At 55.0% G+C, this 26,052-nt stretch carries 26 protein-coding genes; 8 read left to right on the forward strand and 18 right to left on the reverse strand.

Going from position 1 to position 26,052, the window contains the following annotated elements:
• Positions 1–213: 213 nt before the first annotated feature.
• From PHA01_RS25845 to PHA01_RS25880, 8 genes are read right to left on the reverse strand one after another with little or no spacing between them, the layout of a single operon-like run.
• Positions 214–1,341 (reverse strand): mandelate racemase/muconate lactonizing enzyme family protein, encoded by a 1,128-nt coding sequence (locus PHA01_RS25845; RefSeq protein WP_271899150.1) that lies wholly within the window; start codon positions 1,339–1,341, stop codon positions 214–216.
• Positions 1,338–2,237 carry an SMP-30/gluconolactonase/LRE family protein gene (locus PHA01_RS25850; RefSeq protein WP_271899151.1) on the reverse strand — a complete coding sequence of 300 codons (900 nt, stop codon included), beginning with the start codon at positions 2,235–2,237 and terminating at the stop codon, positions 1,338–1,340. Before PHA01_RS25850 ends, PHA01_RS25845 begins: the two co-directional genes overlap by 4 nt.
• Positions 2,234–3,253 (reverse strand): aldo/keto reductase, encoded by a 1,020-nt coding sequence (locus PHA01_RS25855; RefSeq protein WP_271899152.1) that lies wholly within the window; start codon positions 3,251–3,253, stop codon positions 2,234–2,236. The genes PHA01_RS25850 and PHA01_RS25855 overlap by 4 nt, the downstream gene beginning before the upstream one ends.
• Positions 3,246–4,148, reverse strand: coding sequence for an NAD(P)-dependent oxidoreductase (locus PHA01_RS25860; RefSeq protein ID WP_417021039.1), 903 nt, complete (start codon positions 4,146–4,148; stop codon positions 3,246–3,248). Before PHA01_RS25860 ends, PHA01_RS25855 begins: the two co-directional genes overlap by 8 nt.
• A 37-nt stretch (positions 4,149–4,185) precedes the next feature.
• On the reverse strand, positions 4,186–5,409 hold the full coding sequence (locus PHA01_RS25865; protein WP_271899154.1) for an ABC transporter substrate-binding protein: 1,224 nt from the start codon (positions 5,407–5,409) through the stop codon (positions 4,186–4,188).
• Between the two features lie 47 nt (positions 5,410–5,456).
• Positions 5,457–6,308 carry an ABC transporter ATP-binding protein gene (locus PHA01_RS25870; RefSeq protein ID WP_271899155.1) on the reverse strand — a complete coding sequence of 284 codons (852 nt, stop codon included), beginning with the start codon at positions 6,306–6,308 and terminating at the stop codon, positions 5,457–5,459.
• Positions 6,296–7,066 (reverse strand): ABC transporter permease, encoded by a 771-nt coding sequence (locus PHA01_RS25875; RefSeq protein WP_271899157.1) that lies wholly within the window; start codon positions 7,064–7,066, stop codon positions 6,296–6,298. The genes PHA01_RS25870 and PHA01_RS25875 overlap by 13 nt, the downstream gene beginning before the upstream one ends.
• Positions 7,066–7,890 (reverse strand): ABC transporter permease, encoded by an 825-nt coding sequence (locus tag PHA01_RS25880; protein ID WP_271899158.1) that lies wholly within the window; start codon positions 7,888–7,890, stop codon positions 7,066–7,068. Before PHA01_RS25880 ends, PHA01_RS25875 begins: the two co-directional genes overlap by 1 nt.
• 75 nt (positions 7,891–7,965) lie before the next feature.
• On the opposite strand from PHA01_RS25880, the gene PHA01_RS25885 reads away from it, so the two are divergent.
• Genes PHA01_RS25885 through PHA01_RS25895 form a run of 3 tightly spaced genes read left to right on the forward strand, consistent with a single transcriptional unit; the run spans position 7,966 to position 10,516 of the window.
• Positions 7,966–9,051 carry a LacI family DNA-binding transcriptional regulator gene (locus PHA01_RS25885; protein ID WP_271899159.1) on the forward strand — a complete coding sequence of 362 codons (1,086 nt, stop codon included), beginning with the start codon at positions 7,966–7,968 and terminating at the stop codon, positions 9,049–9,051.
• Complete coding sequence (locus PHA01_RS25890) at positions 9,048–10,217, forward strand: UxaA family hydrolase (protein WP_271899160.1); 1,170 nt, start codon at positions 9,048–9,050, stop codon at positions 10,215–10,217. The genes PHA01_RS25885 and PHA01_RS25890 overlap by 4 nt, the downstream gene beginning before the upstream one ends.
• Positions 10,217–10,516 (forward strand): UxaA family hydrolase, encoded by a 300-nt coding sequence (locus tag PHA01_RS25895; protein ID WP_271899161.1) that lies wholly within the window; start codon positions 10,217–10,219, stop codon positions 10,514–10,516. Before PHA01_RS25890 ends, PHA01_RS25895 begins: the two co-directional genes overlap by 1 nt.
• Before the next feature lie 96 nt (positions 10,517–10,612).
• Here PHA01_RS25895 and PHA01_RS29510 read toward each other — a convergent pair whose 3' ends face one another.
• From PHA01_RS29510 to PHA01_RS25930, 8 genes are all read right to left on the reverse strand, one after another.
• Positions 10,613–10,870, reverse strand: a complete 258-nt coding sequence (locus PHA01_RS29510; RefSeq protein ID WP_417021042.1) for an isoprenylcysteine carboxylmethyltransferase family protein — start codon at positions 10,868–10,870, stop codon at positions 10,613–10,615.
• Positions 10,871–11,106: 236 nt separating this feature from the next.
• Positions 11,107–11,835 (reverse strand): gamma-glutamyl-gamma-aminobutyrate hydrolase family protein, encoded by a 729-nt coding sequence (locus tag PHA01_RS25900; protein ID WP_271899162.1) that lies wholly within the window; start codon positions 11,833–11,835, stop codon positions 11,107–11,109.
• Between the two features lie 12 nt (positions 11,836–11,847).
• Positions 11,848–12,645 (reverse strand): M55 family metallopeptidase, encoded by a 798-nt coding sequence (locus PHA01_RS25905; RefSeq protein ID WP_271899163.1) that lies wholly within the window; start codon positions 12,643–12,645, stop codon positions 11,848–11,850.
• 20 nt (positions 12,646–12,665) lie between these two features.
• The gene (locus PHA01_RS25910; protein ID WP_271899164.1) at positions 12,666–13,742 is read right to left on the reverse strand and encodes an aminotransferase class I/II-fold pyridoxal phosphate-dependent enzyme; all 1,077 of its coding nucleotides are present in this window, start codon (positions 13,740–13,742) and stop codon (positions 12,666–12,668) included.
• A gap of 32 nt (positions 13,743–13,774) precedes the next feature.
• Positions 13,775–15,451 (reverse strand): serine hydrolase domain-containing protein, encoded by a 1,677-nt coding sequence (locus tag PHA01_RS25915; RefSeq protein ID WP_271899165.1) that lies wholly within the window; start codon positions 15,449–15,451, stop codon positions 13,775–13,777.
• A 17-nt stretch (positions 15,452–15,468) separates the two neighbouring features.
• Positions 15,469–16,341 carry an ABC transporter permease gene (locus PHA01_RS25920; RefSeq protein WP_271899166.1) on the reverse strand — a complete coding sequence of 291 codons (873 nt, stop codon included), beginning with the start codon at positions 16,339–16,341 and terminating at the stop codon, positions 15,469–15,471.
• Positions 16,338–17,375: an ABC transporter permease gene (locus tag PHA01_RS25925; protein ID WP_271899167.1), complete on the reverse strand. Its 1,038-nt coding sequence runs from the start codon at positions 17,373–17,375 to the stop codon at positions 16,338–16,340. The genes PHA01_RS25920 and PHA01_RS25925 overlap by 4 nt, the downstream gene beginning before the upstream one ends.
• A 66-nt stretch (positions 17,376–17,441) precedes the next feature.
• On the reverse strand, positions 17,442–19,370 hold the full coding sequence (locus PHA01_RS25930) for an ABC transporter substrate-binding protein (RefSeq protein ID WP_271899168.1): 1,929 nt from the start codon (positions 19,368–19,370) through the stop codon (positions 17,442–17,444).
• 124 nt (positions 19,371–19,494) lie between these two features.
• On the opposite strand from PHA01_RS25930, the gene PHA01_RS25935 reads away from it, so the two are divergent.
• The 3 genes from PHA01_RS25935 to PHA01_RS29620 all read left to right on the forward strand — a co-directional run bounded on the left by PHA01_RS25935 (position 19,495) and on the right by PHA01_RS29620 (position 22,547).
• Complete coding sequence (locus PHA01_RS25935) at positions 19,495–20,436, forward strand: LysR family transcriptional regulator (RefSeq protein ID WP_271899169.1); 942 nt, start codon at positions 19,495–19,497, stop codon at positions 20,434–20,436.
• A gap of 249 nt (positions 20,437–20,685) precedes the next feature.
• Complete coding sequence (locus PHA01_RS29615) at positions 20,686–21,606, forward strand: ABC transporter ATP-binding protein (RefSeq protein ID WP_271899170.1); 921 nt, start codon at positions 20,686–20,688, stop codon at positions 21,604–21,606.
• A complete protein-coding gene (locus PHA01_RS29620) occupies positions 21,603–22,547 on the forward strand; it encodes an ABC transporter ATP-binding protein (protein ID WP_271899171.1) in 945 nt (314 codons plus the stop codon). The genes PHA01_RS29615 and PHA01_RS29620 overlap by 4 nt, the downstream gene beginning before the upstream one ends.
• A 125-nt stretch (positions 22,548–22,672) precedes the next feature.
• On the opposite strand, the gene PHA01_RS25950 is transcribed toward PHA01_RS29620, so the two are convergent.
• On the reverse strand, positions 22,673–23,500 hold the full coding sequence (locus tag PHA01_RS25950; RefSeq protein WP_271899172.1) for an Abi family protein: 828 nt from the start codon (positions 23,498–23,500) through the stop codon (positions 22,673–22,675).
• Between the two features lie 337 nt (positions 23,501–23,837).
• Positions 23,838–24,935: a hypothetical protein gene (locus tag PHA01_RS25955; protein WP_271899173.1), complete on the reverse strand. Its 1,098-nt coding sequence runs from the start codon at positions 24,933–24,935 to the stop codon at positions 23,838–23,840.
• A gap of 161 nt (positions 24,936–25,096) precedes the next feature.
• On the opposite strand from PHA01_RS25955, the gene PHA01_RS29520 reads away from it, so the two are divergent.
• Together PHA01_RS29520 and PHA01_RS25960 are read left to right on the forward strand one after the other, a co-directional pair.
• Positions 25,097–25,375, forward strand: a complete 279-nt coding sequence (locus PHA01_RS29520; RefSeq protein ID WP_417021040.1) for a DUF4440 domain-containing protein — start codon at positions 25,097–25,099, stop codon at positions 25,373–25,375.
• A gap of 152 nt (positions 25,376–25,527) precedes the next feature.
• On the forward strand, positions 25,528–25,941 hold the full coding sequence (locus PHA01_RS25960; protein WP_271899174.1) for a hypothetical protein: 414 nt from the start codon (positions 25,528–25,530) through the stop codon (positions 25,939–25,941).
• The last annotated feature ends 111 nt before the right edge of the window (positions 25,942–26,052 follow it).

Genomic DNA, 26,052 nt, shown 5'->3' on the forward strand with positions numbered 1-26,052 from the left:
TAAATATCCGAAACGAGAGGGGACAACTAGGGGGGCAGTCCGTATCTTTTTTCAAGCCTACCATGAAATAGGCACGAGGCTTATCGGCATCTAGCCGTACCCGATTCTGAACACCGTCAAATTCGGTGCCGTTCCACGATGCGCAGCATGAGTGATGCTTAGTGCACGGATCGATGAGGTTTAACGGGTGGGAGACGCATTTATCGGCAGCGACTACGGTGACACGGCCAAGGATTGGAGTTTGGTGGGAGATAAAGCAACTCCGCAACCTAAAACTGAAGGGAGTGCAGCTCTGCCCGAGGCGACCGGCGGAAGTCCGGGTTCCAGCAACAACTCGTCAAACAGCGGCGTCTCGTCAAATTGCATTTCGAGAAGATCAGGCTTTTCTAGCATGGCAATGAATTGCAGGCTGACTGCATGGCATATAGGCCCCGAAGGATTGTGCAGGGAAAGCTGGACCGAGTGCTTTTCTGCAAGCTCGGCGATTGCCAGCATTTCCTCAATGCCTCCCGCATATTTCACATCGGGCATTATGACATCGTAGATTTCCGCCTCTATGAAGGGGGCAAAGCCCGCACAGCGGACCATCTCCTCGCATCCGGCCAGCAGTACACCCCGTTTGTTCGCTCGGCTTCGAAGGGATCGCAGCTCTTTCAGATGGTCTTCGGTCTCGGTCAACGGGCACTCCACCCAGTGAAGACCAAGCTCTGCAGCTGCATCTACGACGTAGCGGGCGGTGTCGGGACTGAAGCGCCAATGGCAATCCACCATGAGACGGCGGTCACCGATGAGTTCGCGGACGGCACGAACACGCGCCAGTCCGGCGCCGATTGCCGTGCGCGCTTCTGCAAGCCTTGCGTCTTTGACCGTAACCTCGTCAAAAGGTGCGATCTTCACGGCTTCATGACCGGCGCTCAGTGCATCTGTGGCACTTGCGGCAAATCCGGCTGGCGAACGGTCGAGAGTACGGCGGTTGATATTGGCATATACGCCCGCATGCGTCCGGCTCTGGCTTCCAGCCGTGGCTGCAATCGATAAGCCCTGCCGTTTACCACTGATGTCCCAGGAGGCCTGATCAAGCGCCGAGGCGATTGCTGCTTCGGTGAGTGATGGAAGCTCCATTCGCTGTATCGTTTGACGTAAGGTTGCTTCCGGCATGCCAATCAGTGAATCGGCTATCCCGGGAAAGCTTGCCGCAAGGGCCCGCTCTCGTCCCTGCGCCGTTGCTTCGCCAATCCCGCTCAGGCCCGAGGACATTTTGAGTTCGACGAAGGCCCATTGGGTCTTCGGGGTAATTCGTGCAATCGTGAGGGAAGCGGCAGCGATCCGGTCGGGCGTCATGATAGCTCCTTCTGCCGGAAGCGGAAGGCCGGCTCCGGCAAGCCGGGGACCTGTGCCCGCATTTTGAAGAGATGACCAGCAAACGGCTGCCGCACCAGTTCCTGTGGTTCGAGACGTTGGTTTGCCGTGGTGATGTAGAGGGTGTGCAGGTCGTCGTCGCCAAAAGTGCACGCGGTCGGCTGGGTAACGGGCATCTCGATCACGTCGACGACGCGCCCTTCCGGACTGAGCCTTACCACCTGTCCTGCCCCGTAACGCGTATTCCAGATATAGCCCTCTGCATCGACGGCTGAACCGTCCGCGCCGCCTGCAATGCCATGCCCGATCGGCGCAAGTGTTTCTCCCAATTCACCGGTCTCGCAATCGAACTCGTAACGGCGTATGTGCCCTTCGGCGGTGTCGGCAAAATAAATCGTTCCACCGTCGGGGCTCCAGCATAGACTGTTGGGCACCCGAATATCCCGGAGCACTTCCATGGGCGTGAGATCATTGCCAACGACGTATAGTGCCCCGCTAATCGCAGCGCCATAGTCGCGCATGCTGCCGACCCAGAGTCTCCCGGCGGGATCACAGCGGGCCTCATTCAGGCGGTTGCCACTGTTCACCGGCTCGATAGCGGCGAGCTGTGTGAGCGTCTCACTGTCCGGATCGAAATGCGCAATGGTATGCCGCAGCGCTACAACAACACCTCCGCTCGCTGCAGGTACTACGCCCGTGCAAAAATCCGGCATGGGCCAGGTCCGGTGTTCCCGGCTGGCTGGCCTGAAGCGATTGAGCGAGGGTGCACGCAGATCGACCCAATAGAGCGCCCGCTCGGCATTACTCCAGAACGGCGTTTCGCCCAGTGTATTCGCGCAGGGCAAAACGACATCTTCGCCGCTGAGTCTCCTTTTCACCGGATGTGCACCGGCGTATCGGCGCGGATGAGGCCCTCCGATTTCAACTCAGCCCAGCAATCCGCAGGGATGGCCGTTGTGGTCATTGCCACGTTCGCCTTGACTTCGGCAGGCGAGCTGCTGCCGGCTGCGACACTCGAGACGACCGGGTGACCAAGCGCGAACTGCAAAGCCGCTGCCGCAAGGGGCACATGGTGACGATCGCACACGGCCTCGATGCTGCGGGTGCGATCCAATATGTCCTGTGGTGCATCCGCGTAGAAATATTTCGCTCCCGCTTTGGCGCCGGTGGCAAGAATACCGGAATTGAACGGCGCGGCCGAAATGATTGAAATGCCTTTCCGTTCGCAGAGCGGGAACAGTTCATCAAGGGGCGTTTGTTCGAGCAGCGTGTACCGGCCCGCCAGCATGAAGCAATCGAAATCACCTGCCTCGGCAAACCGGACGAGAATCTCGTTGTCGTTGACGCCGACGCCTATTGCCTTGATCACGCCTGAGCTGCGCAGCTTTTCGAGCGCAAGATACCCTCCGTTCATGACCTCGCTGAAGCGCTGATCGACGTGATCGCCATGCCACTTGCGGTTCACGTCGTGGATATACACGATGTCGATGGAAGGTAGGCCAAGCCGCTGATAACTGTCTTCGATCGAGCGCATCACCCCGTCGTAACTGTAGTCATAGACAACCTCGAAATCGAGGGGATCGACATACATGCTCTCTTGCTTGTGATCGCGCACGGGCTTCAACAGCCTACCCACCTTTGTCGATAGAATGGTGTCAGTCCGTCGCTTGCGTAGAGCCGTGCCAAGACGACGTTCCGCAAGGCCCATGCCGTAGAATGGCGCAACATCGAAATAGGTCACGCCTGCGTCAAGCGCGGCTTCGACCGTCGCAGCAGCCTCCTCATCGGACAGAGATTTGTATATGCCGCCCAGGGGCGCAGCGCCAAAGCCAAAAACGGAAAGCGAGGGACCGGTTTTGCCGACTGGCCTGGAGGATAGGGCGGTCTCAGGCATTCGGCTTCGCCCGCACCTGGATGCCCGCCTGTTCCTCGCGAAGACGGAGCACAGATGTTACGTCGAGTTCGGAAAAGCCCGACTGTGCCGCCTTTGTCAGAACGTCGAAGGCTGCCGTACCAACCGGGGTATCGACTTCGAGAGCTCGGGCCATGGTCAGTGCAAGCCGTTGGTCCTTCTGTCCGAGCTTCACCATGAAACCGGGGGAAAAATCACCGGCCAGTCCCTTCTTGGGAAGAGCAATGGCAAGCTGATTGTTCCAGGCCATGGTTGTCTTCATAACGTCTGTCATCAGCTCGAGAGTAAGTCCTGCCTTGGCGCCCATCACGAGGGCCTCGCTTGTCGCCGACAATATCGTTGCGGCGAGGAAGTTGTTGGTCAGCTTCAGCGCCTCACCCATTCCGAGATCTCCGCAATAGAAGAAGTCAGTGCCCATGCGGGCGAGCACCGGACGGACACGTTCGACAAGATCGGACGGCCCGCCGACCATGAGTGTGAGCGTGCCAGCCACGGCATGATCAGCGGTCTTGCCAACCGGGCTGTCGACCATCCCGATACCCGAATCCGCCAGGGCGGTCCCGATCCGGCGTGTCACTGCCGGATCGATCGTGCTCATGTCGATAAGTATCGAGCCACGCTTCATCGAATGGATGAGACCAGCCTCGCCAAGGACGGCTTCTTCCACATCAGGTCCATCGGGGAGCATCGTGATGACAATGTCGCAACCCTCCCCGAGATCCGTCAATGACTTTGCCGCGGTTCCGCCGGCTGCCACATGGCTTTCAAGTGCGGCGGGGTTGAGATCGAATGCCTTGACCGCATAACCTTGCTTGAGGATGTTGCGCGCCATAGGCCCGCCCATCGTGCCGAGGCCCAGAAAACCGATCTTGTCCATTTCTTCTTCCTTCTTCAGATGCTTGGAATTTTGGGTTTCAGTGCTGCTTCCACCGGTCGCTCTCCCAGATCGGTGCGCCGCGTACGTCTCCGGCATCCGATTTTGCGAACGTCGCTTCGTCGGGCTTGGATCCGGTCATTTCATAAGCCTTCTTGAGCAGCGGCGCCGCCTTCTGAATATTTGTCAAAACCGGATCCCATTCCAGTTCCTGTGGGATCAATCCACCGGCAACCATGAATTTGGAGGTCTGGATGATGGCGCCGATATCGCCCTCCGTCGGCCATATCCATCCGCGGCCGAAGATCACATCGTCTTTGACGACCTTGGAACCGAGGTCGGCGGGCAGCTCCCAGTATTTCTTCACGAGGTCGGATACGGCGCCCGTTTCCATGGCTTTCAGGGCTGTCACCGCTTCCTGCTGCGCAGCGGCAAATGCGACTACAAGATCGGGATTTTCATCGATCACGGCGTTTCGGCCCATCCAGAACGACCTGTGGAGGTAGTAACCATCTGGGTAGAATGCAGACTTCTTCACCGATTCAAGGAGATGGCCCGCACCTTGGCCAGCTGGTCCCTTGTAATGGTCCTCTGTATAACCGAAGGAATTGACGATACCGACCGTACCGAGATCCTTCTGTGCCTTGAGGAATGCGGGATAGATCACCACGGCCGCATCGAGACCGGTGGGAATCGTCGCTGCTTGAGCCTGCGTCGGGATATTGATCAGCTTGATATCGAAATCCTTTGGATTTCCGGAACCAAGTTCATTGAGAAGTATTTGCGAAAGCGCGTTGTATGGGTCGCCGCCGAGCAACGTGCCGATAGTCTTGCCCTTGAGATCCTCGATGGTACGGATAGGGGAGTCCGGGCGGGTTGCGATCACGAACCGGAAATGGCCCTCGCCGACGTTCAGGATACTCCAGGGTTGCTGCGCTGCCAGACCGCGGATGATGGGCGTGTTGCCCCACATGCCAAGATCCAGATTGCCGCTGACGAAAGCCTCCACCATCGGTTGAGCAGAAGGATAGTCGCGCCAGTCTATTGTGAGATCGATCCCGAGGTCCTTGGCCTTCTTTTCAAATGTCTTGTTGTCGATCATGTATTGCGTGATCGGAGAGTTCCCCGCTGCCCAAGGCTGGCGCCCGACGGCTATTTTCGCCTCGGCAGCACGGGCTATGTATGGCGCCGCGAGAGTTGCAGCGCCAATTGCCGCTGTTGTCGCCATGAAGCGGCGGCGGGTCATGCTGATCTTCAATGCCATGTCGTTCTCTCCCTTTTTTGGCACGTGCTCCCGTGCCGTCCCTGCATCTATGCTTGTTTGATGCCTGCCTTGCCGATCGTGGCCTCGTAGGCGTCGTGCCGTATGAGCTGCCAGATCTCGTCGACGAGCTTCTGGAAATCCGTGGTCAACCGAACGCCCTCATTTCGCGGGCGCGGCAGGCCGATAGGCTTTTCCATCTTGATCTGACCGGGATGATTGCTCATGACGGCGACGCGGTCGGCGAGGAAAACCGCCTCGTCGATGCCATGCGTGATGAAAACCACGGTCTTGCGCTTGTCGCGCGGCAGCTCCTCGCCCCAGATGCGCAATAGTTCTTCCTGAAGAATGAGTCGGGTCTGGGCATCGAGCGCCGCAAAGGGCTCATCCATGAGAAGGACGTCGGGCTCGTTGGCTAGAGCTCTGGCAAAGGCGCAACGCTGCCGCATTCCCCCCGACAGCTCATGCGGATATTTATCCTCGGAGCCATTGAGCGAAACAAGCTCGATATAGTGGTCTACAAGCTCTCGTCGCGCCGCAGTAGAAAGCGGTGCCCTGTCACGGAAACGCGGCCCGAACTCGATATTCTCGCGCACGGTTTTCCAGGGGAATAACGCGTAGTCCTGAAATACCACGCCGCGTTCGCGGCCAGGGCCGTGGATCGCGTTGCCATCCATGGAAATGGTGCCGCTTGACGGCTTCGTCAGGCCCGCAATCATGCTGAGGATTGTGCTTTTGCCGCAACCGGAAGGTCCGACGATGCAAAGAAATTCGCCCTGTTGGATATTGAGGGAGACGTCCGACACCGCAAGCGTCGTTTGACCCGTCCTTGGCGTGATGTATTGTTTGGTTATCGCGATCAGCGATATTTTGGCCTTTGTGGGGATAGCTACTGTTTCCATGGAAGGAGCCTCTTTTCAACGGCACGCAGGCCACGGTCAATTACGAGGGCGACGACTCCGACGGCAATCATGCAGACAATAATGCCGCTGAGGTCGACGCTGTATGCATAGAAAACGAACATCATCTGGCCAATGCCGCCGGAGCCGGCATCACCGGTCTTGGCACCCACTGCCAGTTCCGCCGCAATGATGGATGACCAGGCCAATCCAAGACCGAGACGTGCACCGACGAAGATATTGGGAAGAGCACCGGGAAGGATCACGTTCCTTATAATGGCGGGCAGGCCGACGCCCAGGGTCCGCGCCGCTCTCGGCAACGATGGATCAATGGAACGCACGCCTTGAATCGTATTGATCAGAATAGGGAAAAAGGCTGCGTATCCGACAATGAAGGCCGCTGCAGAAGTGCCTGTACCGAACCAGAGAATCGCCAGTGGCAGCAGCGCTATCGGCGCTATCGGACGGAAGCTCTCCATGAGCGGGTCCAGATTGCGGCCGATGCTAGGCGAAACAGCCATGAGAAAGCCGATCAGGATGGCACAGACCGCCGCAGACACAAAGCCGGTGAGGACGCGACCGAGACTCAAGATCATGGCGAGCGGCAATTGGCCCGTCGAGATCAGCGACCAGGCCGTCGAGACCACGCTGCCCGGAGTCGGCGTACGCGGTCCCGGTTGAAGGGTGGATACGCCGGCCTGCCAAAGAATGAGCAAGGCAAGCGGTAAAACGAACGGCAGGAAACGCCGCGAGAGAGCCATCAGATCACCTCCCGTGAAATGTTTGCCCATGGCGTGATGGCCGTCTGCAGTGCCCGCAGCAGCTTGTCGAAGAGATAGCCGAAGAGGCCTATGAGGAAGACGAAAGCAAGGACACTTGGCGTCATCAGCAGTTCCCGGTACCACTCGACGGCAAACCCTAGTCCAGACGGCGCGCCGATAAGCTCCGCCGCCACCATTGCCGTCCACGCCGCACCGGCGCCGAGCCGGAGGCCAACCAGGATATTCGGCAGCGAGGCCGGCAGCACCACGTTCAAGATGATGGATGACCGGCCGACGCCGAGTACCTTCGCAGCCTGGATGAGCCTTTCGTCGACAGATCGGACGCCAATCAGCGTGTTGATCACGATCGGGAAGAACGCGCCGTAGAACATTATGGCGGTGGGCAGGGTTTCGCCGACGCCGAGAATAAACATGCCGAGGGGAATCCAGGCTATACCGGATATAGGCCGGAGGAGCTCGATAAGCGGATCGACAAGGGCATATAGGATGCGGCTCATTCCCATGAGCAGTCCCAGTGGAATGCCGATGAGCGCTGCCCCCGCAAAGCCCATGGCCAGCCGCTGCAGGCTGGAGGCGGCGTTCGATGCGACCTCGCCACTGGCAATGAGCGAGAATAGAGACTGAACCACCGCGACAGGGCTCGGCAGCAGAACAGGATTTCCGATCCACCACGCCCCGGCGTACCAGATCAAAGCAAATATACCCATGCTCCGCAGATAGATCAGCATCGTTGATACAGCGGACGGCACGCCAGACGCTCGAGGACTACTGGTGCGGTCAGCTGTCTTCTCCTCCAAAGACACGCGCTCACTCCCTTTTTCACAAAAATGGTACCGGTACCATTGGACAATGTCAAGCGAGCGTATTACTAATGGTGTATGGACAGCGAGCAAGATTCTTCTAAAAAATCGAAGAGGATAGGAATTCGCGACGTTGCGCAAATTGCGGGCGTCGCGCCTATGACGGTTTCGCGGACATTATCCTTTCCGCATCTGGTTTCTCCGGAAACGCGGGAGAAGGTTGCCGCCGCGGTTAGGGCGACCGGCTACATACCCAATCGGCTGGCCAGCAGCCTTGCCTCCAACCAAACGCGCACAATCGGTGCTATCATCCCGACCCTGCGAAACTCGATTGCCGCCTCGTTCACCGACGGTCTGCGCGACACGCTGCGCCGGAACGGATATCACGTCCTGCTCGGAAACAGTGAGTTTGAGCCGGAGGACGAAGAGGCGCTCGTGACAGAATTTCTGTCGCGGCGCGTCGATGGCATTTATCTGACCGGCTCGACCCATACCGAGCGCACACGCCAGATGTTGCGTGAGAATGGCGTGCCGACGGTGGAAATTGCCAGCCTGCCGCAGGATCCGGTCGATATGGCGGTAGGCTTTTCCAATTATGACGCGGCCTATGCTGTCACCCGTATGTTTGCCAAGCAAGGCTATGCCAAAGTGGCACTGTTCACGACCTTCACCAAGAACAATGAACGCCAGCAGGAGCGCCAGAAAGGCTATTGGGCGGCAGTCGAGGAATTCGGACTGGACTCCGATCCCCGACTGGTCAGCGAGGTGGCAATGGATCTCAAGGCAGCAGCACAAAACCTGATTGCACTGCTGGAGCGCAGACCCGATGTCGAAGCGCTTTTTTGTACGGGTGATTTCATCGCGGCCGGTGCACTGCTCGAAGCGCAACGACGTGGCATTCGCGTCCCCGAGGATTTGGCAATTGCCGGGTTCGACGGTCTGGAAATTGCCGACAATCTCAATCCTTCGCTCACCACAGTACAGATTCCCCGACACGAGATTGGCGTGCTTGCTGGGCAGATGCTCCTCGACCGTATCAACGGCTTGCCGGTCGGAGGTCGCGTCGTCGACCTCGGCTTCGAAATCATATGCCGGGAGTCCACAGCAAAGAACCTCCCGCGTGAGCTGACCTTTACATCTCTCCAGACCGAGGTGCATGAATGAAGACAGACGGTTCCTTTTTCCTTGGGTTTCCGCGGCCCCGCGGGCGGGCAGGGGTGCGCAACGACCTGCTCGTTCTCGGTATTAACGGCCTTGTTGCGCGCACCGCGGCCCGCATATCGGCGGGACTTCCAGGCAGCAAGCTGGTGGCGAGTCCCTATGGGCGCGGTCAGCTCGGACCGGACAAGGACATGCACACAGCGCAACTCGTCGGTCTGGGCTCGCATCCCAATGTCGGCGCGACCCTTTTGGTCGCCGCAGACCGACCCACAGCCGAAGATATCGCGCGGGCAATCGCGGAACGTTCGGCAAAACCCGTCGAAATCGTTGCATGGGATGATGTCGCAGAAGATGCATTGGCGCTGACCGATCGCGGTATTCGCGCCGGAGGATTGCTGACGCGAAAGCTCTCCGCGGAACGCCGGGTTGAGGTGCCGGTTAGCGACCTTTTCATCGGAGTGGAGTGCGGTCACTCCGATGCAACATCCGGCCTTTTCAGCAATCCGCTTGCAGGCGCCGTGGCCGATCGTCTCATTGCTCTTGGCGGCACGTCGGTCATTGGCGAGACCCTGGAATGGTTGGGTGCCGAGCATGTGCTTGCGACGCGAGCGGCCAATTCCGCTATCAGCCGGGCTATAATCGCGGCGGTCGAAAATCGGGAGAAATCGGTCTCCGCCCTTGGCGTAGACCTTCTTTACAACAATCCCGGTTATGAAAACGTGCGCGGTGGCCTGTCCACGATTGAAGAGAAAAGCCTCGGCGCCATAGCCAAAGCGGGTTCAACCCCTATCAAGTCGGTACTCCAGTTCGCCGAGCCCCCTGCCATGCCCGGCCAGCACGTTATGGACGGGCCTGGTTTCTCGCCGGAATCGATGACCGGTTTTGCTGCGGCGGGCACGCAGTTGACGCTTTTTACCACTGGTGAGGGGAACAGCTTCTGCAGCCTGCTGGCACCGACGATCAAAATCAGTGCGCATCCACATGCGCCGCAAAGGATGGAACAGATCGATTTTGATGCAAGTGCACTTTGGCGCGCTGAAGCGTGGCTGCCGGATATGGCGGAACGTCTGCTGGAACGGTTGATCGAAGTGGCGTCGGGCCTTGCCACATGGGGTGAGATCTACGGCGAGGGCAACGAATCCTTCTCGCGGTTCGGAGGATCCTTCTGATGTCCGCACAAGAAAAATTCTCCACCGCGTGGAACGCGGTCGTCATCGATAATCAAGACAACATCGCGGTCGCGCTCGATGAACTCAGCGGCAACGCGCGGGTTAAACGGGGAGATGAGGAATTCTCTGTGGAGCTGCACGAAAACATCCCGTCCGGTCACAAACTGGCAATTCGCTCGATAGCAAAAGGTCAGCCAGTATTAAAGTACGGGCAGCAAATTGGTACTGCTGTTAGCGACATCGCGGTCGGCACGCACGTGCATGTTCACAATTTGAAAAGTGGCAGAGCGAGCCTGTAGATCCGAGTGCGCACGAATCGATTTTCGTCCAGGTCTTTACGGTTTTGCAAGCCTAAGTGGTGCTGACCTGAAAAATCATCGGAATACTAACGAGCATCAATAGTGGGGGAAGTGGACGCGCATGGCTTTTTCCTCCCGACTAATTCGAACCAAAAGCGGGACCAGATAGAGAGTCATGCCTACGACGAGTGTCCAAAACGCATGTAGCGCGACTGCAAAACCGATCAGCTCCGGAAGGATGTTCAGGTAATAATTCGGATGCCTGACCAAACGAAACAGCAGGGACGTAACCAGGACGTGGTTTCGAGCGATGATGAGTTTGACTGTCCATAGTGGAACAAGGCTCACAATCACAACTATCAGGAATATTGCACCAACAAGATAGATGGCCAGTCCGAGCAAAGTGATTTGGTCTATACTGTAGTCAGAGAACGCGTATTCGGTGATCGCACACAGATAAACGCAACATGCGCGACAGCCAGAATGTTTGAGTTGGCCTTGCCAATTTCTGTGCCTCCGGTAGCTTTCAATTTCCGCTCGTTGCTAATCAGCCTATTTTTGGCATTTTCAAAGAGAGTTATTGGTGCAGATCAAGAGGCAGCAGCCTTTACAAAAGCCCGCAAGATCATCCTATCAAATTCATTATCTAGATATTCCGGATGCCATTGCACACCGAGGCAAAATCTTGCCGGCACATATTCAATTCCCTCAATTACGCCGTCAGGTGCGACTGCGTTTATTCGGCAGTTTGTACCAACAGATTTGACTGACTGGTGGTGAGAACTATTCGCCCGTGTCGTCGCAGTCCCGACCAATTGCGCGAGCAGAGTTCCCTCGCAGACAATGATATCGTGGTTCGCTCGAACTCGTCCGCCGCCATTTTCGGTGTCTACAGTCGAGCTATGCTGCAGGGCGTCTTTAATTTCATCGGGAATGTGTTGCACCAAAGTTCCGCCTGTTATCACTGCCAGTAATTGCTCGCCACCGCATATGCCGAGAAGGGGGATATCACGTTCAAGGGCGCCCGCAATTAGTGCCGCCTCAAATTCGGTTCTGGCAGGTTTCAGGCGAATGGCGTCACTTCTGATTTCTTCATTGAACATGTTTGGCGGTACGTCAAACGCACCACCCGTCACAACGATGCCATGGCAGAGATTCAGGTAAGCCGCCACGTGATCAGTGAGGTGAGGCAAAGCAAGGGGAACAGCGCCGTATGCTGCGAGACTGGACATGTAATTCTGACGTAGCGCGTACCAGGGATAATCGGAGTAACCGCCACCATACTCGCTATCCAATGTTACGCCGATGACTGGTTTCATTCTCGGCTCACCTCACATAATGAACCGGACGGCTCGTTGTATTTCAAAGAAATTATCAGCTTGAAAGCGTAATGTGCGTGGCGCGGGATGTTCGATTCCAGGATACCAGCTGGCGCGATATGCTTCCACCGGATTGGTAAACTCGACGATGAGTTCAAAGCGCTCGGCCAGCTTTGGCAAGCAAGCGGATAGATTGCCAGCGAGAGCAGCTTCAACGCCTTGGCGTATCGCTTTGACGGATCCTTTTGGTGACAGGGAAGAGGTTGCCGGACCAAATCCCTCGCTTGTAGCAACAGTGCTTATTTGCGGGATCATATCACGTGCTTCCTGGCACATGCCTGCATCGCCTGAAAGGAAGACGGAAGGCACGCCGTACCGTGCGGCGCACAATGCATTCAGCGTATATTCCGATGCAACTTCACCGTTGATCAGCAGCCTTGAGATGGTTCCGGTCAGTGTGTGCGCCAGCGGATTGGAGTCGGTTCCAGCTTTGTTGTGATAGCCGGTATAAAGCGCAGCCGAAAAACTCGAATCTATCCCGAACATCATAAGATCGGGGTGGCCACTCCATCCACGGATAATTCGCACATAGTCGGGCAACTCAGAAAGAATAAGATTTCGGGCGCTGGAATGCGCATCCTTTACAACGATTTCGGTCGCACCCGCGGCCTTTGCTCCCTCGCATGCTGCGACTAGCTCATTCGTCATGTATTCTCGAAACTCAGCATATTCTTCGTGGGTTTTTCGGGCTTCATCCCAAGCTGTGATGCCAGCAGTTCCTTCGATATCAGCGCTGATGAATACTTTCATGCTTCGGTCTTTCTCTGGTTTTACAGAAATTCTGCGATGGAGGATAAAAGCCGGTTAATTTGCTCGCTCGTATGTTCCGAAAACACTGCTAGCCGCAATGTCGGAACATCTGGAGCGTCGGAGTATCCGAAGGCCTTTGTGACTTTTACGATAATGTCGCGCTGTTCCAGTTGAGCGCGCAATTTGTGGAAATCGACGTCACCTTGTACAGTAACAATCGGGACGGGATTTTCAGCTACAGCAAAACCAAGCTTGCGAAGCCCGCACCGCATATGCGCAACATTTTCCACGAGCCTTTCACGCATGCCCGGATTGTTTTCGAGGACCTCCATCGCGGCAATAGCAGCAGCGGCACTACCAGGCGGTATTGGCGAGGCACCACGCATAATCATCGCATTTGCCATTATCTTCTTCGACAGTGCTTCATCGCCGGGAATGATGCCGCCCAATGCACCGAATGCCTTGCTCAAAGTTCCCGCAAGGAAATTACCGTCGTTTTCAAGCCCGAAATATTGAAGCGAACCTCGCCCGGTTGAGCCGATGGCTCCCATGCCATGTGAATCGTCGATCGCCAACAGCGATCCGTGGTATTTATCCAGATGGCGCCGATACTCTTGAAGTGGAGCAAGAGCACCGGATGAAGGGAAAACACCGTCAGTCACCACAACGGGACGCTGTCCGGGTTTAACCTCACCGGCCAGCACTTCGGATAGATGGTCGGGATCAAGGTGTCGAAAGCTATGGACGGGTTTACCCAGCGTCGGTGTCGCATCTTTTCCACTGTAATGAATTGCAGCATCGATGATGACTATATCGAAGTCATCGCGGAGCCCTTGAAGCATAGCCATAGGGCTCGAATAACCGGAGATGAGACTGACGACCTGTTCAACATTGAACCAGTTGCGCAATTTTTCCTGTAGTTCGGAATAGACCTCAACATGCGCCAGAGTCCCCGGACCCATGCCGTACCGACGTGTCGCCGCACAGGCAGCCTCGATCACTTTAGGATGGCCGTGGAGGCAGAAATAGCTTGTCCCACAAAAATAATCAACGTCACGGCCATTGATGCGCATACGCGCACCAAGCGGTGATTCCATCCTGATCGGATTTTCTACCATCATTGTTCCGGCTAGCTTGCCGCCTCAATGTGCGGCTGGCGACGTTCGAGAAACATCGGTCCGACCCGGATGCCACGGCGTCCTCGCTCGTCGACGGCATCGAGTTCAAGTATTTCTTCTTCGTACAAGAGGCCGCGCATTCGAAAACGTTTGCCGTCTACCGGTTCGCATTTATGCGTGCAAAAGTATTCTATTAGACACTTCAGCTCACCATGACTGTAAGTAAGATAGGTAACATTGAAATCAGGCCCGTATTCGCCCAGATAAGGCGCGAGTTCCGGCGGGATTTTTTCGGTCGGCGGTGTTTCGATACGAGACCAGTCTGCATCTTTCCATACAAGCTTCCCGGGTTTGGGAAATGACAGGTTCATATGGGGGTAATCCGCGCCACGCCCATAAATACGCCCATCGACAACGAAGTCTGATCCGGCAACCGGCCTGATTTGAAGCGGCACACCTTCTCCCATAAGAAACAAACGGTTGCCCTTGGCTTTGACTTCCACGACCTCGCCACTCAGTTCATGGCGGTAGTTTCCCGGCAGACTGGCAAGCTGATCTTCCGTGATGGGCGGTGCCGACTGTTCCCGTTCCAAAGCCGGCCCCATCCGCCGCGAAGCGAGGGCGATGCGAAGCCCGTCTGTTCCAAGCCGCGATGCTATCTGATTGGTAAAGTCGAGGGTTGAGAATATGAGCACGCCGACCCCTGCCGATGGCAGAAGTATCATTTGAGACGCATAGCCATAGACTGCTCCGCCATGCCCTACAGATGTCCAGCCATCGACATCGCCAATGCCGAAGCACAGACCATATCCGTCCAAAGCCTTGTCGTGGCCGGCAGGACGTTTTCCAATAGGCGTCCACATCTCGCGAAGCGAAGCTGGTGTGATGATTGACCTTCCATCGGGAAGGAAGCCACCGCACAGCAGGCAACGCGCATACTTGGCCATATCAGCGGTGGTCGAGAAAATATTGCCCGCCGGTGACCCGCCGAGATTGAAAACCGGAGCAGGGCTGTCACCCTCCAGCGTCCACATATAGGCATGCGCAAGACGCTCACGCACACCTTGCCCCATTCCGGCTGACGTATCGGTCATCTCCAGCGGAGCAAGCACATTCTCTGTGATATATTCGGAATAGGTCTTGCGCGTAACCTTCTCGATCACCTGTCCGACCACGGCAATACCCGCGTTGGAGTAGTGCATTATTCCTGCGCTTGGATCTTGCTTAAGCGTTGAGGTTGCAAGTTCGGCGACGGTTTCAGCCAAGGGCGGGCGGTTAGCGTCGAGGTAGTGGCCGCTCTTGGGCTCGCGTACCATTCCTGCAGTATGACTCATCAGTTTCCGCAGGCTTATCTGCGATCCGTATGGACCACTCTCGCGGCCGATAAAAGGATTGAGGGGTTGAAATCCCGAGAGGTATTCAGACACATCGACGTCGAGATCCAGCACGCCTTTTTCCACCAATTGCATTATGGCAAGAGACGTGAACGTCTTGGTGATCGAACCTATGCGGAAACACGTGTCTTGCCGCATCTCGAAAGCGCCGTCATGACGCTGGATATGACCTTCAGCCAGCAACCCATCCTGATCTACAAGGGCGTAGGAGATCGAGGGGATTTGTTTATCCTCGACCTCGTGGCGAATAAAATCCTCGAACAGGGAAATATCGCCAGTTGAAAGTGACTTCATTGATTGCCTCCTTGTGATCAATGGGAGTGACGCGGGTCGAGAATGTCTCGCAGGGCGTCACCTACTAAATTCCACGACAGAACGAACAGGAAAATTGCAGCGCCCGGAAACGCCAGCGTGTACCAGTACTGGAAGGGATTGCCGGGCTGACCGATGATCCAATTGCGCGAATAGGAAATAAACTGTCCCCAATCGGCGTAACCTTCTTCCGTGCCGACACCAAGAAAGCTGAGCGCTGAAGCTGACAACACCATGGAGCCAGTTGCCATCGTGGCGAGAACCATAACCGGAAAGAATGCGTTGGGGAGTATGTGCAACAGGATTAGTCGCAGGTCGCTCGCACCGTAGCTGCGAGCGGCATGAATATAGTCCATTTCGCGTATCCGAAGGATTTCGCTTCGGATAATCCGCGCATAGCCCATCCAGCCGAATGTCGTGAGCGCAATTGTGACGGGGATAATGCCTTTGCCCAGTAGCGCGGTCAAAACCATAGCAGCGATCAGAAATGGCACTGCCATAAACACATCGACAATACGCATCAGAATTTCATCAAGCACACCGCCGTAATAAGCAGCGATGGCACCTACCGTTGCGCCGATGAGAACAGAGATCGAGACAACCCCGAGTCCGATCTTAAATGCTGTTCGGGTTCCCCAGACAACAGCGTAGTAAATGTCGTACTGACCCTCTGTCGTGCCGAATATTGCCTCAGGTGAAGGTGGTTGAGGCGTAGCCAGAAAGCCTGCGCGCGGCGTGTCATAGGGCGTCATCTGAAACTCCTGCGTGGGAGCAATGACAGGGGCAAAAATGGCGATGAGTGCGAAGGCGATCAGTAGCAAAACACCGATCAGCGAGATCGGATTTCGTGCAAGGTAACGAAGTGCTTTCATCGCGTCTTCACCCTTGGATCGAGGAGAGGATAGATCAGATCGACAACCAGGTTGAGAACGACGAGCACCACCGCGAAGTACAACCCGAATCCAAGAATTGCCGGGAAATCGAGATTGGCAGCCGACTTGGCGGCAAACTGGCCAAGGCCCGAATAATCGAAAATGGTCTCAGTGATAACGACCCCGCCCATCATGTAGGCAAGTTCCATGCCTGCAATTGTGACCACTGGCAGGAGTGCGTTACGCCGGGCGTGTTTAAGCTCGACAACTCTTCGGCGCAGGCCCTTGGCGCGCGCAGTTCGCACATAGTCCTGACGCAGTGTCTCGAGCATTGAAGTACGCATCACGCGCGTCATGTTCGCAAGGTTTACATAGATGAGCGTAATGACCGGAGCTGCAAGATGGCGCAACGAATCGAAGAATACCGGCAAGTTCCCGTTCAACAATGAGTCGATCGTATTGGCACCGGTGTACCGTACAAAATCCCGCGAAGTAACAACGGCCTGCGCCCACTGGCTCAAGCGTCCTGGTGGAAACCAATCCAGTACCGAATAAAAGATCAGAAGCATCAGCAGCCCGAACACGTAAACGGGGAACGACCAGCCGAAAATCGTGAAGAACCGGATCAGGTGATCTTGCCAGCGATTGAGATAGATGCCAGCGCGTGATCCGAGATAAATCGCCAAAAGCAGACCCGGAACAAACGCGATAAATACAAGCTCCAGCGTTGCAGGAAGTAGTGACGTCAGTGCTGTCCCGACAGGTTGCCGCGCAGTTTCCGACCATCCCAGATTGCCGGTCAGAATGTTGCCTATCCAACGTCCATACTGCAGGTAAAAAGGATCGTTGAGCCCATATTGCTCGATGAGGCGGCGAATACTGTCTTGTCCGCCCTTCAGAAAGTCAGGCGACGGCGCATATGCTGCCAGGCGCTGTGTTGGTGTCAGAGACATTTGCAGTCCGAAAATCATCAGAGACAATGCAAACATGACGACAGGCAGCATCAGAAGGCGTCGAAAGGCATAGTTCAGCACATTGAATTCTCCCGTTGGGATGAACGAGCAAGCCGGAAAGTTCGACTTTCCGGCCTGCAGAACCTGTTACTCAGCGTTCTTCTTGATCGGGTAAAAGTCCCATGCTCCGTAGAGGATCATATTGTTGACATAGCCTTCGACGTTGCTGCGGGTGACGATGTAGCCAAAGTCTTCCCACAGAAACTGTGTGGTCGCATAGTCGTAAGACATTTTCTGCAGCTTTGCGTAGATGGGTTCGCGGACTGCGGGATCACTGGAAGCCCATGCTTCATCAAGCAATGGCTTGAATTTCTCCGTCATCAGATCGCGATAGCCTTGGCCCACCATCCCTCCTACAAGTCCTGTAGGCGACAGATAGTATGAGGCTGCACCCAAAGGCCCACCCGGATCGGAATAGTCCGGTCCCCAGCCCATATAGGTCAGGGCTGATGCAGGCTTTGCACGGTTGTTCAGTTTGTCGGAGATCGATGCCCAAGGCAGTGACTGAATTTGCAGGCGGAACTTTGGATTAATGCGCTGGAGGCCTTGCTGCAGGGCCGAAAGGGCGGCTGTCCCTTGCGGTGTGCCTTCCTGCACGTAGGCAGTCATGGTGAAACCAGTTTCCCATAGCTTGCCGTCGAAAGCTTTCTTGAAATGCTCCGCTGCCTTCTTGGGATCATAACTATAAACGGGCGAATCCGGGCGATATCCCATGATGCCACGAACCGTGGGGCCTCTCGACTGCACAGTTTTTCCCAGCAGAACCTGTTTCAACAACGCGTCATAATTCTGGGCATAGTTGAAACCTTTGCGGACATCAATATCAGCAAAGAAGTCTGGTGGAATGCCTTTGCCGTCAAGTTTGCCGCTTCCGATTGCAGGATTATCTGTTTCATCCACCGGCCAGCCGAAGAAGATGCCTCGCCCAAATACCTTTGGAAGACCGTCGACAACTTTCACGCCGTCAGTCTTCGCAAGTTCATCAAGAAATTCGATTGGCGCGGTCACATAGTCTGCATCGCCTGAAAGCAATTGGAGCCGACGAGTTGTCCACTCTGGGACCGTGCGCATGACAACCCGCTCAAGCGACGCAGGTCCCATGAAATAGTTTTCGAACCGCTTGAGCGTGATGCGTCGATCCGCGCGATTCCACTCCTCCAACATAAAGGGTCCAGTGCCGTTTTCGACGTCAAACAGCGGATCATCGCCAAGTTCGGGCCGGTAATATTTCATCCATGTATCGCCGGAACCATCCCAGCCACCAACGGAAGCGACCCACTCCTTGTCAACAATGGATGTGCCGAACGGTAGAGCCATTACTCCCAGTGTTGCGGGGAAAGCCTTTGGCAGCTTGAAGACTACCTTGTCTCCTTCCACCGTGATCTGCGATGCCAGCTGATCATAGACTTTACGTAGGAGTTCGGGGGTCGCATCACCAATCTCGGCGATCTTGCCTTCTGTTTCCACCCATTTGGTAATGTCAGTATACTTACCGGCGGTCACCACCTCCGTGATGGCGTTGGACATCCAGGACTGCCCCATCAGAATAGCGCGCAGAAAAGAATACCGCACGTCATCAGGCGTAATCTCACCATAACCGGGCTCAATTGCTGATTTTTGCTCTGCTGTCAGGTCGTCAAAGTACTCCCAGCTTATCTTGCCGTCAGATCCTTTTATCCCAACCTTATGCGTATGAATGTCTTTGCGGATGGGAAATGTATAACTGACAGAGCCGTCTTCAGCTTGCTTGATAAGGCCGTTTTCAAGGCTGGGCACTTCGGTAGATATGGCTGGAACAAACTCCGAAATTTCGGAGCCTTTATAATTCAATAGCCGACTATAAACGTTCAACACGCCATAAGAGCTTGGCGTGTTGGCAATATAGGCTGGATCGAATGATTGAATATCATCGGGCCAGAGGAACACGAAAGTTCCGGGGTTCTTCGTCTGTGCGGTTGCGGGAGCCACGGCAAAACCTAGAGCAATGCTTATGGCTACGGCGAGTGTTCGTTTCATCGATAGTTCCCTTTCAGCTGGAGGCACGTGTTCTTTTGTTTTTGGTTGAGGCTAAAGGTACCCTTGCATAGCTGTCCAATGTGCAGATAGGATAGGTCATGCAAAAAACGCATGAGGCTGTGTAGTGGAATTGGAGTGGCTCGAAGATTTCCTTGAAATTGTTGCAACGCGAAATTTTTCGACAGCAGCGACTGCTCGCAACATCTCCCAACCGGCGTTTAGTCGCCGGATAAAGTCGCTGGAGAACTGGGTTGGCACGGACCTTGTAGATCGGAGCACCTATCCCGTCCATCTGACTGACGCGGGTAATATGTTTTTGCCGAGATGCCAAGAGCTTATTCGCGATACCTATAGGTTGCGTACTGATTGCCGTAATGTCGCGGGTGCGAGTTCTCAGCTGATCACTTTTTCCGCCCTGCATACGCTTGCCATCTACTTTTTCCCGACTTGGATCAGTTCGTTCCCAGTGCCCAAGCTTCCGCTTCGGAGCAGCATGGATGCGGCGGATTTTCTGGAATGCATTGAGAATCTATCGTCTAGCCGGTGTGACTTCACGATTACATATGATCACCCGGATGGTCCACCGGTTCTGAAAACCGGGCCATTTGAGTCGTTGCAGGTTGGTACCGACAGGCTCATTTTGGTCTCGGGCTCTGACGATACCGGCAAACCCATATTCGATGTTGACGGAACCAGCGACACCGAAATTCCCTATCTTGCTTACTCTTGGAGCGATGGTTATCTGGGGAAACTCATCTCACTGATAAGAGCCCGTTGGCGTCGTCCATTGAACCTCACCACAGTCTATCAGTCGTCGCTTGCCGAAAGCCTCAAGCATATGGCGGTTGCAGGCCGAGGGGTTGCATGGTTGCCTCAAAGTTCCGTTCGTAAATCCATCATGCAAGGAGAACTCGTGCAAATCGGCGGGCAGCAAATGACGCTCGAAATGGAAGTGCGAATCTTCCGGCGGGCCGGTGCCATGCATCGTGAGAATGAGGCGTTATGGAAACTGATCGCCCAGAATGTTGAAAAACGCTTTGCACGGGATGCAACAATCACGCGATAGCTGCAAATCCGGCGGCCATGCAAAATCCGATATCGCCATGTGAAAATCGCATAATGTTCTAAGAACGCAGGGTTAGTGGGCGGGGGGACTTCGAGCTGATGCCCGAACGTGTTTTCTGACAGCATAATCCTAGTACAACGTAAGTCTCTTAACCCGCATTTCAATTTACCACTATTGACAAGATGACCGCTTGTTAGGTTCGATAGCATTCGCAATTTGTTCCTTTCCACGAGAGTATCGCTACTACCCATGGTGAACGCTGCATCCCCGATCCTTCATCACGATGTCATTCTGGCCGTCGAAAATCTTGAAGTCTGCTTTGCCTCAAAACTTCCAAAACCCATACCCGTCGTAAGCGGGGTTTCGTTTGCAATTTCACGAGGCGAAACCTTGGCGCTGGTGGGAGAGTCGGGTTCCGGCAAGTCTGTGACAGCAATGACAGTCATGCGGTTGACTGAGCATGAAGGGGCTAAAATTACGGGCGGGCGGGTGCTTATGCGGCTCAAAGACGGTCAAGTTACCGATCTGGCAAAGCTCAATAGCCGGCGAATAGAAGATTTGCGCGGGTTTGAAATATCAATCGTATTTCAGGATCCAATGTCGAGCTTAAATCCTGTTTTCACAGTAGGCGATCAGATCGCTGAAGCAGTCATTCGGCACCAGAAGAAGTCTGCACGGCAAGCACGCGAGATTGCTCTTGGAGTTCTGAAGCTAGTCCGCGTCCCTGATGCCGCCAAGCGTTTGGACCAGTATCCACACCAGCTTTCCGGCGGTATGAGGCAGCGGGTGATGATAGCTATCGCTTTGGCGTGTAGACCATCCTTGATGATTTTGGACGAACCAACGACAGCGCTTGATGTAACGATTCAAGCGCAAATTCTCGATCTTGTCCGCGCATTGCAAAAAGAAATTGGCATGTCTGTTTTGTTCATAACGCACGACATGGGCGTGGTTGCAGAAGTGGCCGATCGCATTTGTGTCATGCTCAAAGGAAAAATTGTCGAGACCGGCTCTGTTTACGAAATTTTTGAGTCGCCAAAACACCCGTATACGCAAGCCCTGATTTCCGCAGTACCGCGTCTGGGAAGCATGGCAGAGACAGATGCTCCGGAGAAGTTCCCGCTGGTGATCTTCGAGCCTGCGCAAAAATTGTTGGACGAGATCCGATGAGCGGCATTGGCACTGATGCACAAAGCAAGCCCTTGGTTGAGGTGCGGAATCTCGTGACGAGGTTCGATCTGAAGGCAGGCGTTTTAGGCCGTCCTTCAGGACGTGTGCATGCGGTAGAAAATGTTTCGCTGGATATACTTCCGGGCGAGACGCTGGCCTTGGTGGGAGAGTCCGGTTGCGGCAAGTCGACGGTGGCACGCAGCATCATGCAATTGGACCGGGCTGTGTCCGGTTCGGTCCGGTTCGATGGTAGCGAAATGATCGGTGCCTCGAGGAAGACGATGGCGCTTTTCAGGCGCCAAGCACAGATGATCTTTCAGGATCCTTTTTCATCGCTCAATCCCCGCATGACGATTGCTCAAGCACTGATGGATCCTATGAAGGTGCATCGGATGGGGTCGTCAAAACAGTTGCTTGCTCGCGCGGCAGAATTGTTGGCGAAGGTTGAGCTATCCCCGGAATATCTTGATCGCTACCCTCACGCTTTCTCGGGAGGGCAACGCCAAAGGATTTGCATTGCGCGCGCTCTCGCTCTTGATCCGAAACTGATTATTGCAGACGAGGCTGTAGCGTCTCTCGACGTTACAATTCAAGCGCAGGTCATCAATCTGCTCATGGACCTGCAAAGGGAGTTTCATCTGACGCTTCTATTCATCAGCCACGACATGGCCGTCGTGGAACGCATCGCGCACAGGGTTGCGGTTATGTATCTCGGCGAAATCGTTGAGATCGGCGATCGCCGCTCGGTTTTCAATAATCCGCAACATCCCTATACACGCAAGCTTCTGTCTACTGTTCCGATTGCTGACCCAACGCAGCGCCCCGAGTCCAGAGAGCCCATGGTTGACGAGATACCAAGCGCCGTACGACCTCTGGATTTCGTGCCGATGGAATTGCCGATGATCAAAGTGTCATCTACGCATTCAGTACGGCAGTCATAGTCTAGTAGAGGCGTTGAACCCGCGGGCTAGTTCAAGTGCCAATTCATTGTAGAGGTCTTGTCTGGGTATGTAAGCGGATCCGCAGAAGGCGCGGCAGGATGCATCTGGTGACGTCCTGATGGGTTTCACCGCCATATCGGTCTTTGGTGCCATTGGTTTGGAAAGTGAAGACGGGCAGGAGTAATCGCTGGGTACTCACCGAGCAAGGTTTGCAGTCGGTCCGACCATTGAGACATTGGTGATATCTTCTTCATAAAAATCTGTGCGACCGCCAATTGCGCATATAGGCGTCCCTGATCAGCGAAGTCATCCGCAAACTCACGCGGTGCAAACGGTTTAATCGTAAAGGTTCTATTCCAGAGCCTGGAATGATGGGCGCAGAGGTTTCGCGCGTAAGACAGGCAGTGCGGCCACGATTTCATCGCGGGTTCCGGAATACCGAATGCTCCGGCAATTTTCTTCCGTTTACTCATTTCCAGACCCTTGATCACCATAGAAACAGTGCCGAAAGAAAGGGCTTCGAACAGCATCCAGCTTGGCGGCGTCGGAGGGCTCGAATAATGTTCGTAGTAGTGAGCCACAAAGAGATCGCGCCGTTTTGGTTCGTCATGCCCTATGTCTTTCTTTGCCCGATCGAGGAAATCACCATGGTCGTACCGTGGATCGAAATGCACGAGGTTCAGATACCAATGAGGCCCATGATTCACAGCCAGAACGGTCGAAAGCGCCGCCCGCAATGCGATTTCGATGCGCTCGATCGCATCCAAGAGCAATAACCGAAGCTTTCGATCAAAGGTGTACAGGTCGACGATGTCATCGAAGCTCGGAGTGCCAACAAACAGGTGCCTGTCTTGGCCTTTTCCACCTGTCTGAAACGGCAGCATGTAACCTGAAAGTCTGTAATATCCTACGTAGCGCAGATATTCTCTAGCCAACGCTTCGTCAGCGATCATCAACCCTCGCTCACGAAGAAGCTGGATCAGCTGATCGATTGGAAGTGCTGGCTTATTGAACCGAATTCTGGGCAATTGAAAACCTCCCTGGTGCGCATTGTTAAGAGGCGTGGGAGGTGTTGTTAGGCCCAATATCGTTGTGACCTCCCTTTATGTCAAGAACTTCTTGACAACGCCGATCATTATTTGACCCGACCAAGCGATCACTTGATCTTCTATAATGCTGAGCTCGGATGAGCAGAGCGACAAGTGGTTTCGATGTTCGAAAAATCGGTTTTCATAAGGTGCCTGGCGATGGGAGGCTACCAAATTAGTTTGCGTTGCTATCATACGTGCTTTAGCGGTCTCTCTGCCGCAACCAGCATTGGTCAGGCAGGTCCTCATTCTTTTCAGCCCATTCCGCAATTTTGTTGGGCAGCAACAGCCGCACGTACTCCCACTCCTCATCGTTGCCGGATGAGCGGGAGAAGATAACGGCGATACCATCCCCCCTGCTTTGCCGATTGACGTCGAAGGGAAACGGCTGGAGGCCGTGTCGCGCCCATTCCCGGATACTTTCGATGTTATCGTCGGCAAAGAAGGAACAGAAACGTGCCATTTCCCAGCGCAGCTTGGTCAGCCTCTTCCCAGCCGAACCGATGCATTCAACCGCCTTCAGGCCCTCGCTGCGCTCCATGATATAAACCGTCTTCTCAAGCGCGTGTTCTTCGATCTCACAATCTGCAAAAGGCAGGAGCAGCTGCTCGACGATATTCAGATCTGTCAGAAATCTCACGTTTGCCCGGACGAGCGCTTCGCCGCGCAATTTGCCGAAAAAGTGTTCTCGGGCAACCGTTTTCAAAGCTGTTTCGTCATACTTGGCAGCCGGATTACTGATGAGTTCAGCCAGGGAGAGGCCGCCTCCCGCTTTACGCGGTGCGCCGCGCTTGAATGCGTTGTAAATGCCGTCAAGCTCCGTCGCGATCGGCTTCAGGTCTCCCAATATCCGCAACGTGGCCGGAACGAGATGGAGTTTGGACAACAGGAAGTCTTCCTGATGTCGTCGCGCGTCATATGCCTTCTTCTTGGACAGCGCCACATGCCTGGTTTCAGCAGAAGCACAGTCGTGCCCGATGATCGCAATGCACTGTCGCGCAAAAACGAAAACGAGCATTCCTTCGAGGAATTTCTCTTTGTGTTTGCACATGGGGCAGGGGATGTAGTCTCCCGCTGGCCGCTTCTTCCGGTCCACCGCAAACTGGTGCAGTATTTCGAAAGGTTCGTTAATGATCAGTCTGCCCCAAAACAATCCAGGAAACGTTTCTGGCGTATTGGTCTCTTTGACGTGAGCCTTGAAATCTTCAACCAGGTGATAAGGTGCCTTGCGATGCGTTTCGTGGCTCGTGTATTCTTCAGGAAATGTAAACTTTACGGCATGCTGAGCAGTCAACTTCATCGCGCATCTCTTCCCTAAGCTTTGCCATTCACTCCTCCTTGGCGGTTTCGTCTCGAATCAATTCCCAAGAACTGCTGATATACTATTCTGATTCGACTTTTTCCGTAGTCGAAATCGCCATGCTTACCCGACTGATGGTGGAAACAGGGGATAAACGGTTGATGAGTGACAATCAGGAGTGGGACATTTCGAAATTTCGGGCGCTTGAGGAGCAGCTTTTGGACTCGAGCGTCCGGCGTTCTGTCAAAACTGTGGCCAGCCTGCTCGCGGATGAGTTTATCGAGTTCGGAAGCTCTGGAGCCGTCTACAACAAGCACACTGTGATTGACGCCCCTCGAAAGAGCACCTGGACGAGAACCAGTCTGTACGCTGGGCCCATGACTTTTGGTCACAAAAGCTGTCTGACGGTCTCGTGCACGTCACCTATCGTCGCTCGATAGGTGCAATCCTGGAGGCGCAGGTCGATGAGCGGCAGTCCTCTATGACATCGCCCTCATGTGGCCGTCGGACAGGTCGCCGATCGCTCAGCGTCGTCCAAAAAATGTCGCCTTCTCTGATACTTTGTCCGTTGCTAATTTTTTAAGGAGTTCCCGTGATCCCGCCCGGCCGGCTTTCCAGTGCGCTTGCGTTCACGGTCGTCTTGCTGTTTGCAACCTTAGAACATGCACCCGGGCAAGATTGTTGCGACCCTGAGGGGCCGTTCCGGCCCGGTGAGGGCTATGCCGACAAGCCAGCCACCTGCAAGACCATCGCTGGCTGGTTGGAGCGCGCGCCGCAGGTCGACGCGCGCATCACGCTGTCGGTTCGCGGGGCGCTGTCTGCTGTCGAGTTCGACGGCGCGCTCGCCTACCTCGTGATATGCGCGGAGCCGGACGTGCGGGTAATGTGCGTGACCTACAGTACCAATGGCATGCGGCCGGGTGACGTCGTACTCTTTGCAGGCGGTTACTCACGGGTTGGCACGAAGCAGGTCATGCTGGATCCCTGTCTGGCTTCCAAGAAATAGCAGGTGCCTCCGCGTAAAAGTCCTCGTTACATTACGTTGTGAACGTTGGCCGGAATTGCTCGGGCACGCGACAAGATGTATTCATCCGCATCTTTCGCCAAATCACGCTCG

Source organism: Candidatus Phyllobacterium onerii (assembly GCF_028331445.1).
GTDB classification, from domain to species: domain Bacteria; phylum Pseudomonadota; class Alphaproteobacteria; order Rhizobiales; family Rhizobiaceae; genus Phyllobacterium; species Phyllobacterium onerii.